The 13,771-nt window shown below is 71.3% G+C and carries 15 protein-coding genes; 10 read left to right on the forward strand and 5 right to left on the reverse strand.

Features of this window, described 5'->3' with window-relative positions:
- Positions 1-4: 4 nt before the first annotated feature.
- The 3 genes from KUM32_RS16540 to KUM32_RS16550 are packed head-to-tail and all read right to left on the reverse strand — an operon-like array spanning position 5 to position 3,854.
- Positions 5-1,432: an exopolysaccharide biosynthesis polyprenyl glycosylphosphotransferase gene (locus KUM32_RS16540; protein ID WP_217142663.1), complete on the reverse strand. Its 1,428-nt coding sequence runs from the start codon at positions 1,430-1,432 to the stop codon at positions 5-7.
- Positions 1,429-2,721, reverse strand: coding sequence for a glycosyltransferase (locus tag KUM32_RS16545; protein WP_217142741.1), 1,293 nt, complete (start codon positions 2,719-2,721; stop codon positions 1,429-1,431). The genes KUM32_RS16540 and KUM32_RS16545 overlap by 4 nt, the downstream gene beginning before the upstream one ends.
- A gap of 44 nt (positions 2,722-2,765) precedes the next feature.
- Positions 2,766-3,854, reverse strand: a complete 1,089-nt coding sequence (locus KUM32_RS16550) for a DUF3344 domain-containing protein (RefSeq protein ID WP_217142664.1) — start codon at positions 3,852-3,854, stop codon at positions 2,766-2,768.
- Positions 3,855-4,311: 457 nt separating this feature from the next.
- Between KUM32_RS16550 and KUM32_RS16555 the strand changes: the two genes are divergently transcribed.
- The 5 genes from KUM32_RS16555 (at position 4,312) to KUM32_RS16575 (ending at position 7,844) form a co-directional block, all read left to right on the forward strand.
- Entirely contained in the window at positions 4,312-5,061 is a 750-nt protein-coding gene (locus tag KUM32_RS16555; protein WP_217142665.1) for a hypothetical protein, read from the forward strand.
- 541 nt (positions 5,062-5,602) lie between these two features.
- Positions 5,603-6,112, forward strand: a complete 510-nt coding sequence (locus tag KUM32_RS16560) for a tyrosinase cofactor (RefSeq protein ID WP_217142666.1) — start codon at positions 5,603-5,605, stop codon at positions 6,110-6,112.
- On the forward strand, positions 6,096-6,962 hold the full coding sequence (locus KUM32_RS16565; RefSeq protein WP_217142667.1) for a tyrosinase family protein: 867 nt from the start codon (positions 6,096-6,098) through the stop codon (positions 6,960-6,962). Before KUM32_RS16560 ends, KUM32_RS16565 begins: the two co-directional genes overlap by 17 nt.
- Positions 6,963-7,151: 189 nt before the next feature.
- Entirely contained in the window at positions 7,152-7,421 is a 270-nt protein-coding gene (locus KUM32_RS16570) for a hypothetical protein (RefSeq protein ID WP_217142668.1), read from the forward strand.
- Positions 7,422-7,568: 147 nt separating this feature from the next.
- Positions 7,569-7,844, forward strand: coding sequence for a hypothetical protein (locus tag KUM32_RS16575; RefSeq protein ID WP_217142669.1), 276 nt, complete (start codon positions 7,569-7,571; stop codon positions 7,842-7,844).
- Between the two features lie 233 nt (positions 7,845-8,077).
- Here KUM32_RS16575 and KUM32_RS16580 read toward each other — a convergent pair whose 3' ends face one another.
- Both KUM32_RS16580 and KUM32_RS16585 read right to left on the reverse strand, forming a co-directional pair.
- Entirely contained in the window at positions 8,078-9,052 is a 975-nt protein-coding gene (locus KUM32_RS16580; RefSeq protein ID WP_217142670.1) for an alpha/beta fold hydrolase, read from the reverse strand.
- A 494-nt stretch (positions 9,053-9,546) separates the two neighbouring features.
- Positions 9,547-10,305 carry a GntR family transcriptional regulator gene (locus KUM32_RS16585; RefSeq protein ID WP_217142671.1) on the reverse strand — a complete coding sequence of 253 codons (759 nt, stop codon included), beginning with the start codon at positions 10,303-10,305 and terminating at the stop codon, positions 9,547-9,549.
- Between the two features lie 78 nt (positions 10,306-10,383).
- On the opposite strand from KUM32_RS16585, the gene KUM32_RS16590 reads away from it, so the two are divergent.
- The 5 genes from KUM32_RS16590 (at position 10,384) to KUM32_RS16610 (ending at position 13,723) form a co-directional block, all read left to right on the forward strand.
- Positions 10,384-10,662, forward strand: a complete 279-nt coding sequence (locus tag KUM32_RS16590; protein WP_217142742.1) for a hypothetical protein — start codon at positions 10,384-10,386, stop codon at positions 10,660-10,662.
- Positions 10,663-11,185: 523 nt separating this feature from the next.
- Positions 11,186-11,410, forward strand: coding sequence for a hypothetical protein (locus KUM32_RS16595; RefSeq protein ID WP_077801490.1), 225 nt, complete (start codon positions 11,186-11,188; stop codon positions 11,408-11,410).
- Positions 11,411-11,417: 7 nt separating this feature from the next.
- Positions 11,418-12,149 carry a GntR family transcriptional regulator gene (locus KUM32_RS16600; protein WP_217142672.1) on the forward strand — a complete coding sequence of 244 codons (732 nt, stop codon included), beginning with the start codon at positions 11,418-11,420 and terminating at the stop codon, positions 12,147-12,149.
- Complete coding sequence (locus tag KUM32_RS16605; RefSeq protein ID WP_217142673.1) at positions 12,146-12,448, forward strand: hypothetical protein; 303 nt, start codon at positions 12,146-12,148, stop codon at positions 12,446-12,448. The genes KUM32_RS16600 and KUM32_RS16605 overlap by 4 nt, the downstream gene beginning before the upstream one ends.
- Before the next feature lie 774 nt (positions 12,449-13,222).
- A complete protein-coding gene (locus KUM32_RS16610) occupies positions 13,223-13,723 on the forward strand; it encodes a YfbM family protein (protein WP_217142674.1) in 501 nt (166 codons plus the stop codon).
- Positions 13,724-13,771 lie beyond the last annotated feature (48 nt).

Raw genomic sequence — 13,771 nt, forward strand, 5'->3', positions numbered from 1 at the left:
TCGGTCAGCTCCCCGTCGGACGGACCAGCATGGCCGCGGTGCGCAGCAGAATGCAGACGTCCTGCCACAGCGACCAGTCGTCGATGTAGGCGTTGTCGAACCGGCAGCGGTCCTCGATCGAGGTGTCACCGCGCAACCCGTGGACCTGGGCGAGGCCGGTGATGCCGGTCCGCACCCGGTGCCGGGCCGCGTATCCGGGGTAGGCCTGGCTGAACTGGGACACGAAGTACTGGCGTTCGGGCCGCGGCCCGACCAGGCTCATGTCCCCCCGCAGTACGTTCCACAGCTGGAGCAGCTCGTCGAGCGAGGTGCGCCGCAGCATGCGGCAGAACCAGCGCATCCCGCTCTCGTCGGCGACGCTCCACCGGGTCGCCGACTCGTGCTCGTCGACCGGGCGGTGGGTACGGAACTTCAGCAGCGTGAACGGCTTTCCGCCCCTGCCGATCCGCTCCTGCCGGAACACCACGCCCGGGCCGTCACTGATCCGCAGCACCGTCGCGCACACCAGCAGCAGCGGGCTGACCAGCAGCAGCAGCGCGCCGGACACGAGGATGTCGAGCAGCCGCTTGCCCGCGCCGGCGCGGCGCACGGGGGAGGGGTCCAGACGCCGGCAGGAGAACCCGGCCAGCCGTCCCCCCGTGGCGTACGAGGGGGAGTCGGCGTCGACCTCCCAGATCGCGCACCCCGACTCGGCCAGCGTGCGCAGCAGCGGCCCCTGTTCGGCACGTACCGAGGGGTGGACGGTCAGTACCGCCCGCACCCCGTTCTGGATGACCGCCCGCTCGACCTCCGCGCCGGTCCGCAGCACCGGGATCCCCCCGGTGCCGTCCGGCCGCTCGGCGACGATCCCCACCGGGCGTACGCCGCACGACGGGTGGCGCAGTACGGCGGCGGCGACGCGCTGCGCGGTGGCGGCCGGGCCGACGACGAGCGCGGTGTGCGGGTGGCGCAGCAGTGCGGCGCGCCGCCGCCCGTGCACGGCCGCGCGCAGCACGCAGCCTGCCGTCGCCTGCAGGACCAGGCCGGTCAGCACGGTGCCGGCGGACAGCGCGTGTTCCGGCCGGTAGGCCGCCCAGAGCGCGGCGGACGCCAGCCAGGCGACGGCGATACGGCCCCAGACGGCGGGCAGTTCCTCCAGCAGCCCCGGCACCGGCGGCCGGCGGTCGCGCGGGCGCAGCAGCAGCGAGGCGACGAGCAGGAGGGCGAGGAGCAAGGGGTGGCGCTGGGCGTCGGCGAGCACCGTCGTGCCCAGCAGCGCTGCGCCGGCGTCCACGGCGACCAGCGCGAGGGCCGGGCCGGGCCGGGCCGGGGGCCGCGGGGCGGGGAGCCGGGACCCGGTGGCGGTGCCGAGCGCGGGCCTGACGGAGACGGGTGGGAATCCGTGGTCCCGTGGCGTTACGCCGGGGGAGGGCACGGTACGTTCGGCAGTCACGAGTGGATGGACTCCCTGTGTTCGGTGGACTCGACGTGCTGTGGTGTCCGGTTCGCCTCGGTGCCCCAGCCCCTGTCGAGCGGTCGGCGCCGTTCGGCGCCGCGGGCCCCGGTGCCCCGCCGGCCCGCTGGGGACGGGGGCGCCCCCGCTGCCGCGGGCCGGGCGCCGAGCAGGGCGTGGTAGACGTCCGTGATCTGCTCGGCGGTGTGCCGTACGTCGTGGAGGGACAGCACGTGGCGGCGGCCCCGCTCGCCGAGGGACTCGCGCAGCGGTGGGTCCAGCAGCAGTCCGGCGACGGCCTCGGCCAGCTCCGCGGGGTCCTCGGGCCGCACCAGGCACCGCGCGGCGAGGGAGGGCGGCAGGCTCTCGCGGGCCCCGTCGACGTCCGTGACCACCACCGGCCGTCCGCAGGCCATCGCCTCCAGCGGGGCCAGCGCCATGCCCTCCCAGCGGGACGGCAGGACGACGAGATCGGCGGCCTGGTACCAGTGGGAGGTGTCGGTGACGGCCCCCGTGAACAGCACGGACCCGGGGGCCTGCCGGCGCAGCCGGTCGAGGTCCGGCCCGTCGCCGACCAGGACGAGGCGGGCGTCGGGCACCCGGCGCACCACGGCGTCCCACGCCCGCAGCAGGACGTCCTGTCCCTTCTGCCGGCACAGCCGTCCCACACAGACCGCGAGCGGAGCCGCCGGCCGGACGCCGGCGAGCGGCGCGAGCCGGGCCCGTACGGCGCCGGCGGCGGCCGGGCGGTAGTGCCCGGGGTCGATGCCGTTGGGGACGACGGTCCACCGGCCGGTGATCCCGGCGTGCACGCCGGTCACGCGTTCGGCCTCGCTCACGCACACCACCCGTGCGGCCCAACGCGCCCCCCATCGCTCCCACCTGAGCGCGAGGGCGGCGGTGCCCGCACCGACCGCCTCGAACGACCAGGCGTGCGGCTGGAAGACCGTCGGAATCCGTCCCCGCACCGCGAGCCGCCCGGCGAGCCCGGCCTTCGCGCTGTGCGCGTGCACCAGATCGGGGCGCACCTCGTCGACCAGCCGGGCGAGCTGCCGTACCTCCCGCAGGAGCGACGGGCCCGGCGACCGCGTCGCCTGCCAGTGCCGTACCTGCGCGCCGAGCGCCCGCAGCCTCGCGGTGAGCGCGCTGTCGGGGCAGACCGCGGTGACGTCCAGGCCGTGCCTCAACTGTTCCCGGACCAGGTCCGTCACGACGCGGGCGACCCCGCCGTCCACGGGTTGGGTGACGTGCAGGACCCGCGGCCGGCGGCCGGAGGGGGACGGGGCCACGGATTCCTCGCTCGGGTAGGCGCTGGTGCCGGGGGGTGACGCGTTCACCGCCGGGCGTCGACCGCGGCGAAGAGCACGCCGGCCCACGCCGCGTCCCGCTCGGAGGTGAGCCGGAAGGTGGCCTCGTCACCGGCGTGCGGCAGGCGTCCCGCGAGGGGGAACACGTCGGAGTCGTAGCCGAGGGTGTGCGCGTACGCCGGTACACGCGTCGGGGAGGACTCCCCGGGCCCGCTGATGCTGGAGTTCAGGATGTCGGCGGCGGGGTTGGCCGCGTCGGCGAACGAGGCGGAACCTGAGCCGGTGGCCACGGTGAGCGAGTCGCCGCCGGTGCCGCGGTCGCCGTCGTAGGCCACCAGGCCCACGCTGCCGCCGGCGCCGGCGGGGAAGCGCAGGCCGCGCAGCCGGAGTTCCGCCGCGCGGGACTGCAGCGGTGCGAAGCCGTCCCAGAGCGCGAGGTGCCGCAGGGGTTCCGCCGGGTTCTCGTAGGCCACCACCAGCGTCCAGCCGCCCCACGCCCCGGCCGCCGACCTGCCGCTGGCCACGTTGACCTGGGCCACGGTGTACAGGCCCGGCGCGCTGTCCCGCACCAGCCCCGTCACGTCCGCCGAGGCCTGGAAGGCGTCCGCGCCGTCGGTCACGCGGTGTCCGACGACCGTGTCCGCGAGGAGTTCCTTGTACTCCCCGCCGGGCTCGGCGATCAGCACCCGCCCGTTGTCCCGCGAGGGCTTCTGCTCGCCCACGCGCAGGTTGCCGCCCCAGTACAGGCGCGCGTACGTCACCCGGGCGCCGGTGGGCAGACGGACCTCGGCGCGGGAGGAGTTGTAGGTGTTCGGGTCGTGGTCGACGTCGACGTAGAACATGTCGAAGCCGCCGTTCACCCCGCCGCCGCCCGCCTGTACGCCCGCGCAGGACGGTGCCTGTTCCGTGCGGCAGGTGATGGAGGTGTTGGCCGCGCGCACGATGCCGCCGTGCTGGAGCGCCGCGTACCGCTGGGCGAACGGGAGTTCGGCAGCCTCGGGAGCGGGTGGCGCGGCCGGCGCCGCCGACGTGGAGCCGGCGGGTGCCCACATCGTCGTGAGGGCGAGGACGCCCACCGTCGCACTGCGAAGCCGCTGACCCAGGGAATGGCGCATGACCGTTGGTGCCCTTTCGGAACAGGTCGGAACAGGTCGGAACTGCTCGGAACAGATCGGAACAGGAGGTGGAGAGGGAGGTGAGGGTGCGTGTGAGGGCGGGCAGCGACACGAGCGCGATGCGTCCGCCTGCGGAGGGTGTGTCAGGAGGTGGCAACTCTAGCCATCAAGTGGGCGAATTCAGTGAAAGTCGGGGCATAACGACAAGTGTGTTGGGAATGTGAAGACCCCTTCGGGCGGCCGCCCCCGGTCGGCCGACCATCCGGAGGCCGGCCGGGCGCCACCCTCGGTTGCGCCGAACGGGGACAGGTCCTGGCAGGCCTCACGCAGCGCCTGATCAGGCATGTCGCGGCAGCAGGGTGAAGGGCGGGACGGCGAACGGGACCCCTCCGGTTGCGGGGCTCCCGGGGCGCACTGACCGTGGGCTCAAGCTCCGAGCTCCATCGAAAGGAACCCCATGCCTGCTCTGCCCGCACGGCGCATCGCACTCGGCGCGTGCTGCGCCGCCCTCCTGGTCGGGATCACCGGCCCCGCGGCCATGGCGGCCGACCCGGTCCGCGAACGCACCCCCGCGGCGTCGTCCGACACGCTGCTCGTGCAGGTCAAGAGCCTCGACGCGCACGCGGGCGAACTGGCCCCGGTCGTCGACCTGCTGGAGGCCGTGCTCGCCGCGAACGGCGGCCACCTGCCCCCCGCCGAGGCCAAGAGACTGGGCGAGGCCGCCAGACAGGCCGTGGAGAAGGCGGCCGCGAAGGCCCGGGAGGCCATGGCGGCACCCGCGGCACCGGCTCCGGCGGCCACGGACACCCCGGAGGAGTCGGACTCGGCGACCACGGACACGGACGAGGACACGGACGAGTCGGTTTCGGCGACCACCCCGGACGTGTCCGCCCCGGCGGACGACACGCTGGTCATCGAGACGGAGAACGACCTCACGGGCGACCTGCTGGACACCGTGCGCCAGGCCGTCGACGAACTCCTGAAGCTGCTGCTCTCCGACGAGCAGGGGGACGTCGCCCAGGAGCCCTCGTCGCTCGAGGGCCTGCTGGCCGAGGTGAAGGAACTCGTCGACGCGCTGCTCGGCCCCGACCCGCAGGCGTCGACCCTGCCCGCTCCGGCCGACCCGACGCTGACGGCGACGACGCAGGTGCCCCTGCTCGCGGGCATCAAGCTGCCGCTGCTCGCACCGCTGCTGCCCGCCTCGTGAGCGTCGCGCGATAGCCACCGGAGAAGTCAGCGGAGGTCCCCTCTCAAGGACCTGCCGATCCGCGGCCCCACGGGTTCCGCGTCGGCCCCACGGGTTCCGCGTCGGCCGCCGGATCGTCGGTCGCCGGTCGCCGGTCGCCGGTCGCCGGTCGCCGGTCGCCGGTCGCCGGATCGTCGGGCGCGGTGACGGACTCCCCCTCCGGCGACCAGCGTGTGAACGGTGTTGCCGGAGAAAGGAACCCGACATAGGACACGGCGGCCGTGGCGCCGAGGCCGAGCCGGTCCACGGCGACCTGGAGCCGCACGCCTGACGCCGCGTCCTGTGAAAGCCGGCCCCCGCACGCCCGGGGGGCCGGCTTTCGTGCATGACCCGGTCGGTGACGCCGTCCCCCTCCGCGCGGCCGGCGCTCCGGTCCACGGCAGGACTCCGAACGTCCGTCCGGTGCCGCTACCGGCATCCACCGTCTTCGCCGCACGGCGGTGACCGGTTGCCGCGTTCGCCGGTTACCGCTGGTGACAACCGCACGGACGAGGAGTGGAGCATGATCATCGACATGGGCGGGGCACCGGCGGGTGCCGAGGACGGGGCACCGGGCCGGGCGCTGCCCGAACCGGAGGGAAGAACACGGCGGGACGTGACGCGCGGTCTGCGCGCCTGCGCACTCGCCGCCGCCCTGGCCCCGGCGCTGACCGCCTTCCGGTCCGCCCGCCCACGGCCCCGGTCCGCAAGCGCCCCGCCCGAGACCGGCTTCGACGAGACCTGGCGCGGCCACCGCATCCGGGGTGTCCCACCTTCCGCCGGCGACACGGCCGAGGACGGTCGGTGGCACGTCACCGTCGACGGGAGTCCCCTGCACCTGATGCGCCGCGCCGACGGCACCTGGCTGAGCATGGTCGACCACTACTGCTCGTACTCCACCCCACTCGAGGCCGCCCGCGCCGCCGTCGACGCGCTCGGCCCCGGCCGGCGGCTGCGCGACCCTGCCGGGGCGCCGACGGGCACGGCAGCGGCACACGAGCACGCGGGGGGCCGGCATGGCGTACGTGCGTAAGGACGCCGCCACGCTCACGAGGACCGAGCGGCGCAGGTTCGTCAACGCGTTGCTGGAGGTCAAGCGGCGGGGCGAGTACGACGAGTTCGTGCGGATGCACATCGCCTACAACGCCCCCGACGGCGAGCGCGGCCTGCGCACGGCGCACATGGCTCCCTCCTTCCTGCCCTGGCACCGCAGGCTCCTGCTCGACCTGGAGCGTGCCCTGCGCCGGGTGGACTCCTCGGTGACCCTTCCGTACTGGGACTGGACCCGCGACCGCACGACCACCTCGGCGCCCTGGACGGCGGATCTCATGGGCGGCAACGGGCGGCGCTCCGACCACCGGGTGACGACCGGCCCGTTCGCCCATCAGGAGGGCAACTGGCCCATCCGGGTGGGCGTGACCGACGGGGGGTTCCTCACCCGGGACCTCGGCCGCCGGAGCGCCCCGATCGACCTGCCCGGGAAGAGCGACCTCGAATGGGCGCTGAAGGACCCCGCCTATGACGTGGCGCCCTGGAACTCGACGGTCACCAAGGGGTTCCGCAACAAGCTGGAAGGGTGGGGTACCGGCCGTGGCAGCGTCTCCTGGCGCAACCACAACAGGGTGCACCGGTGGGTCGGCGGCGACATGCTCGGCGCCGCCGCCGTCAACGACCCCGTCTTCTGGTTGCACCACGCGTTCGTCGACCTGCAGTGGTACCGCTGGCAGCGCCGCCACGCCGGGGCCCGCTACCTCCCCGCGAAACCGCCGGGCTCCCGCGACAGGCAGCACGGCCGCGTCGTGGCACGCCACGAGAAGCTGCCGCCGTGGGACGTCACACCGGGCGAGCTGGAGGACGTGAGCCGGATCTACCGGTACGCGTGACTGCGCCGGGCCAGGGCGGAACCACGGCCTCCGGGGCCCTGGCCGGGCGGCGTCGGGACAGGGATTTCTGAAGAAATTTACGCGTATGGGTGTTTCGACTACACAAGGGCGCCGAAGACCGCCTATAGTCGTGACTGTCGGTGAACAGCCCATAACGGGCTGTATCGACGCAACCGAAACGGAGAGGTAATGCGCAAGATCCAGAAGGCTGCGGTCGTCGCGGCTATGCTCGGCAGTGTTGGCTTCCTCGGCGCTGGCGTCAGCCACGCTGGTGAGGACCCGCACTTCAAGCTGGACAACGACCAGACCACCTCGTGCTCGGCGGACGAGTCCGCCTTCGGTGGCCTGGTGAACGTCAGCGACGTCAACGTGGTGGCCAACGTCCTCGCGGGCGTCCAGGGTCAGGCCACGGACATCAGCTCCGCGACCTGCAACGCCACCCTCGGCCTCGGCGGCTGAACATCACTGATCCAGTGATCTAGGCAGGCTCCGGGACTCGGACCCAGGTGCTCGAGTCCCGGGCCTGTTCGGCATATACGCCGATCCAGCATTCGGAACGACCCTGCCGTTCAGTCACGGAGGGTCGCCCGTAAAGGAAAAGAGCAGATGTTCATTTCGAAGAAGATCGCAGCGACGGTGGGGGCCCTGGGGGGCATTGCTCTGGCAGGTGTCGGTGCCGGCCAGGCCTTTGCCGAGGGTGAGCCCGCGAAGTGCGTCGAGGACAGCAATGGCAACGTTCGCTGCGTTCAGGTGAGCGAGTACCGGCTTACTGACGAGGCCGGGAAGTTCGAGCTCGTCAACAAGCAGTCGCAGTCCTGCTCGGGTGCGGGCTACGTCAGCTGCAGCAGCAACACCGTCGTGGCGAAGAAGAAGAACCCCTGACATCCCACGAGGCAGCCGAGACGCCCCAGCGGCGCCGGCGCCCGTCGCGCGAGTCACTCTTGCAGCGGAGAATGGCCGGGATCCGACATCGGGTCCCGGCCATTCTTCGTGCGTTCTCCGGACGTCTTCGTGTGTTCTCCGGAAGTCCGTGTGCCTCGGCGAGGGGGCGGACGACGCCGAGCCGCGTCGTCCGCCCCGTTGCCGCTGTTCCCTCTGTCCCCCATGGTGGCTTCTCACCGGTGTGTCGTGGTGTGGGCGGAACCGGCGCACGGTGACTCCACCGGATTGCAGTACGGCAGGTCGTCGATGGCGCGATGGGTGACGAACCGGCCGATCAGGTCCGCGGACTCCTGCCTGCGCTCGACGGTGACCAGGTGGTCCGCCTCCTTGATGGTGGTGAACCGCGAGGCAGGCATGGTCGCGGCGAGTTCACGGCCCATCTGCGGCGTGCACAGGGTGTCGAACTCCCCCGTGAACACCAGGGACGGCACGTCGGGAACCGGCAGGGGCCGGTAACAGCCGTGTGTCGTCAGCCTCGTGTTGTGCTCGACCGCCTTCCTGATCTCGTCCGGCGTCTGGTTCAGGAACTGCTGCTGGAGCAGGCGTGCCACGGCCGCGTGCTTGCGGACCCGCCCGGCACCCGGGTTCGACATGAACAGCCGCACCAGCCCGCCGGCGGCCTCGTCGATCTCGCCGCGTGCGAGTGCCCGTGACAGACGCGGTACGGCGTCCGTGTAGAGCGCGGGAAGGTCCTTCGCCGCGCCGCAGAAGACGATGCGGCGGATGAACTCCGGATGGAGCTGCGCGAAGCGGAGGCCGACGACCTCGCCGAAGCAGCCGCCGAACAGGTTCACTCGCGGCGTGTCGATGGCCACCAGCATGTGCTTGACCGCGGCGGCGAGGAAGTCCATGCCGTACCGGGCGGGCAGGAAGTCCGAGCTGCCGTAGCCGGGGAGATCCACGGTGATCAGCGTGCACAGGGGTGACAGCCACTTCTCGTGGCCCTGCCACGAGTACCTGTTCTGGGAAGAACCTCCGAGCAGCACCAACGGAGCGGTCAGCGGCGCGGGTTGATGGACGACACGGCAGTGGTACGCGAAGCCCTCGAAGACGAGTCTCCGCTCCTCCACCTGCCCCGGCGCGGGAGGCACGGGTCCTGAGCGCCCGGCGGCGGGCGGGGCATGGGCGGCGATGGCGGCAGTGCGCATGAGCGTCTCCGGAAAACGGTGGAAAGGTGGTTAACCGTTCCATCGTCACCAGGAAGCGCGCCATACCGGTGCAATCACTCAAATGTGGGCGATCCTGACAGGGCCATGTGCGGAATCAGGGGCTGTGGCCCAGTGGCAACCGCGTAGCGGCGGCGTGGTGGTGACCGCCCGGGCGACGCCCAGGCGACCGCCCGGGGGTGACCGCCGGGAGGTGAGCACTCGGAGGTGAGCACCCGGTGGTGTGCGTCTGCTGAGGGGGCCCGGCGCCGGGACGGACGAGTCCCGTCGAAACCCCGTCGAGGCCCGGCGGGGCGCGGACGATGCCCCGCGCTTCCCGTGCATGGGCGCCCCCGGCAGGACTCGAACCTGCGGCCAAGCGCTTAGAAGGCGCCTGCTGTATCGCGTGCCGCACCTTCGCTGACCTGGTCACCCTCCCACGCTCGGCGTCGCGTCGGCCGGACTTCGACACGCATTCGACCGGGGGAGTGGCAGGGCTAGGGACGGTTGACCGGGATCTCGTAGACGATCTCGCAGTGAGCGACGGGCACCACGATGTCCGCAGTCTCCACGGGCCGCCCCTGGTCGCTGTAGTACGTCCGGCGGATGTGCGTGACGAGCGCGGACTTCTGGACGCCCAGGAGTGACGCCTCCTCGGCGGTCGCCTGCCTCGGCTCCGGCTGCTCGGTGGCGTGGCTGACGGTGACGCCGATCGCGGCCATGCGGTTCACGACACCGGCCCCGGCGTGTGGCCCTCCCTCGGGGAGGACGACGAGCGTGCCGCCGGTGAGGTCGTACGGCTCCCAACTCGTCGCGAGCTGCACCGGCCTGCCGTCGGCCAGGAACTCGTACGCGGTGCGGACGCACAGGTCGCCCTCGGTGATGCCGAGCCGTGCCGCGATGTCCGCGGGAGCCGGCACCTTGGCGTCGGTCCGGCTCTCCCAGTCCCCTTGCCTGCCCACGGCTTTCATATCCGCCCGGAACGGCGACCCGTCGGGCTGCTCGCGTGCCGATGACCGGACCATGCGCACGCGCTGCCGGGGCTCGGCGACGTACGTGCCCGAACCGGCGCGGCCCTCCAGCACGCCCTGGGAGATCAGCAGCTCCTGAGCCCGCCGGACCACGTTCTCGCCGACACCGCACTCCTGTCCGATCTGGGCGCGGGACGGCAGGCGATCCCCGGGCTCCCATACGTGCTCCGCGACCCGCCGCCGGAGTTCGTCGGCGACGCGGAGATAGGGCGGTTGCTCAGGCATATGGAAAATCTAGTCCACTAGCTCTAATCTAGTTAACTAGCTTTACTGAAAGTGATCACCGGTGACGGAGGCTGCCCTGTGCCCGCTTCGGGAGTTAGCGCGGCGGCCATCGCCGCTCGGCTGTCCGCCGTCGGGCTCTTCACCCGTGTGGAGGAGCGCGACCGGTACACGACGGTCGAGGCGGATGTGCCGGAATCGCTCCCCGCCGACTTATGGCGGGAGGTGCTCGAAGTGGTGGCCGAGGCAGACCGGTTCGGTCTCCTCGCCACCAGCCTGAACGGCCGCACCCTCTGGGCGGTCGTACGCAAAGCGGTCCCCGCGACGGGCGATGTCGGGGGACCGAGCCATCAGCGATAGGAGCTGAGCAGCGTGCTCAACCGTATCCGCCGTGCCGTATCGCTCACCAGGGCGCGGTACTTCCCCAAGGGCAGGCATCGCCGCCCGTTAACGCCCTATCTGCCGCCGGTCGTTCTCGCTTCTCCCGCGTTCACCGACGAGCCGACGGCAACCCCGAGCCGGGCCCTCAGCGGCGAGAACCGCCGGCACTCGCTCCCGGGTGAGGACGTCGCGCTCGTCCGTCCGTACGTGCTGGCCTGTGAGAGGCGCGTACGGATGCGTTCAGTGGTCGTTGCTTCCCGTCTACCGGCTGAGGCATGGTCGGCCCTTGTGGGGGTCCGCTGATGACCTCGCGCCGACAGCCTCACCTCGCCGACGCCGCGGCCGTCCCCTACCGATCGGCCGCATGCCGGATCGGCACGCACCTCGCCTGCGCGGAATCCTCCCCGGCATCGGCGCCGGTCGACCTGCCGGTGGTCTACGAGACGTGCGACTGCCCGTGCCACTCGATGCCCGACCGGTCCACGGATGCGGAGGCAGGCCAGTGATCGACCGGACCCCTAGGAGCGCGCTGGCCTCCAACATCGAGGTGACCGCGGCCACGGTGCAACGCGGCGACATCATCCAACTCGGCGGCCGGGCCTGCCGGGTGCGGGACCTCTTCCAACTGCCCCAGGGCGCCAAGCAACTGCTCTTCGAGTCGGGCGAGCTGCTGACCATACACACGCGTACCCGACTCGGCGCCGTGCGGCTGATGAGAAGGCGGTGACCGGTCCGTGCCCTCGCGCCACTACGACATCGCCGACGACCTCCGGCACCAGATCACGACCGGCCGCATCAAGCCTGGCGAACGCCTGCCGTCCGAGGCCGGCCTGGCCGACCACTACAAGGTCAGCACGGTGACACTGCGGAGCGCCCTAGCGGTCCTCCAGGGCGAAGGCCTCATCGAAAAGATCCACGGCAAAGGCAACTTCGTTCGCCGCCCACTCCGCAAGATCGTGTACGTCGGCGGATGGGGGACGCTGGACCCGTGGACGGCCGCTGAAGCGGATCTGCGCGTCACCGTGCGCGGCACTACGGTTCAGGCACATGGGCATTTGATGACCTTGCTGAAGGTGCCGATGGGCAGCCCCCTGGCAGAGTTCGCCTGCATCAGTCACGAGGGGGAGTCACCGCACGGACTGGCGCGCATCTACATCCCGCGCGACCTGGCCCCGGCTGGGGTGCTCGACGACGAACCGCCGTACCGGGAAGCGGTCACGAGATTCGCCGTCCTCAGCGTGCCGCCGGCTGCTGTCCGGGAGACGGTCTGTGCCCGCCCACCTACACCGGACGAAGCATCGACCCTCCGGACCAACTCCACCGCGCCAGTCCTCGCGATCACACGCGTCGCGACCGACGCCACCGGTCGGGTCGTCGAGGCCGCACTTCTGGTGTTCCCGGGGGACCGCGTCGACGCCGTCTTCACCACCCACCACATGACCGACGAGAGGCAGACGCAAGCATGACGGCATCGGACGAACTGCGGCTCCTGCCATGGTCGGGCCCGGAGGGCAAGCCCTGCTACCTGAGCACCGACGACAGGGGCGGGTACATGTCCCGACTGGCGGACAACATCGAGGCGGTGCAGCTGGGAACGGCAGCCGAGCTGATGGACCAGGCCTCGGAAACCCTCGACGATGAGGACGCCGACGCGGAAGACCTGCGCCGGCTGGCGCAGGAACTGACCGGGGCTCTGCGAGACGTGCTCCGCGTTGCGACCAGTCGGGGACACCTCCTGGCGGTGGGTGAGCCCCAGCATCACTGAGCAGCGACGGCTGGTGGCGCACTCTCTGCTCCACCTTGACGGGGAGAGAGACCTGGACCGCGATTCCGGGTTCCTCTCCCCGTTTCTTCATGATGGCTCACACTTTGGCCAGGTGAGGACTGGCCATGAGCAGTCCACGGCAAGCTGAGCAGCGCTGTAGGAGTTCGGTCTGACCGCCTGTCCACCCGTGCTGCGCGGGGCGGCCGTGGCCGTGTCAGACCGCACGACACCGCCGCTGTCCGCTGTCGTTGATGTCAGCCATGGATGTCACCTCGCACCGACTGGGGTCACTTGCGCCGCTTGCGTGTCTTCGCCTTGCGTTCGGCTTCCTTGCGCTTTTTGATGGTGTACGACGACCACTCGCCACGGTGCAGGTTGCATCGCGACGCACCGACCATCGCCAGCCGTCGGCACCGAGTGCCCTTCTCTGTGAGCGCTCCACACCTGGACTGCGTACGAGCCATGTCTCCCACCCCCGGTCTCGACCGTCGTGCGGACCAGTGCAGGATTGCCGGGCACATATCCTCTGTGGAAGGCGCACTGCTCCGCGCAGCGGTGCACGGCGGCCCAAGGAGGTTGCTCGGGGGCGCACGCTTTCCAATTGTTTTGGTGCCGTACCGGGCCGGGTGCAGGGCCGTTCACCTGCGTGTATGGGTGTCTCATCACCAGACCGGATTCGGCCCAAGGCCTCGGCCGAACGCCGATGACAATGAGAAGGAAACTGAGACGGCCCGTCCGGCGGTCGTTGTCAGTGGCCTCGTCTAGTCTCCGGCCATGAGCATGATCGGTGAGTACCTGCGTGTCACGGCTGCCGAGCTCGACCGAGCGATCCAAGACCCCGACTGGGCTCTGGACTTCGTCGAAGAGGTCCAGGACGCCGAGGGGGAGACGGAGCCCTCGCCGGCTGAGGCGCGTCACTTCAGTACGTACAAGACCTGGGACATGCTTCGCTTCCTGCTGTCGCACGCCGAGTTTCCCGTGAACGTGATCCACGGTGAAGAGCCCTTCGCCGAGGACGAGGACTGGGGGTACGGGCCTCCTAAGTACCTGCGGCCTGAGCGGGTCCGGCTTGCGGCGAAAGCTCTGCGGGGCACCAGCTATGACCAGCTTGTCAATGGCGTGGATCCTGCTGAACTGACCGGCGCCGAGGTGTATCCGCTCGGATGGAGTGAGCCTGGCTCGCTGGAGTGGGGGCGTCCCTGGTACGACGGGCTTACACAGTTCTTCGAGGCTGCTGCCAGGGCGGACGACGCGTTGCTCGTCTGGCTGGACTGACAGGCGCAGACACCGGTGAGACCTCAACTTGGGAAGCTAAGGCGATCT

The organism is Streptomyces sp. AC627_RSS907, assembly GCF_019049165.1.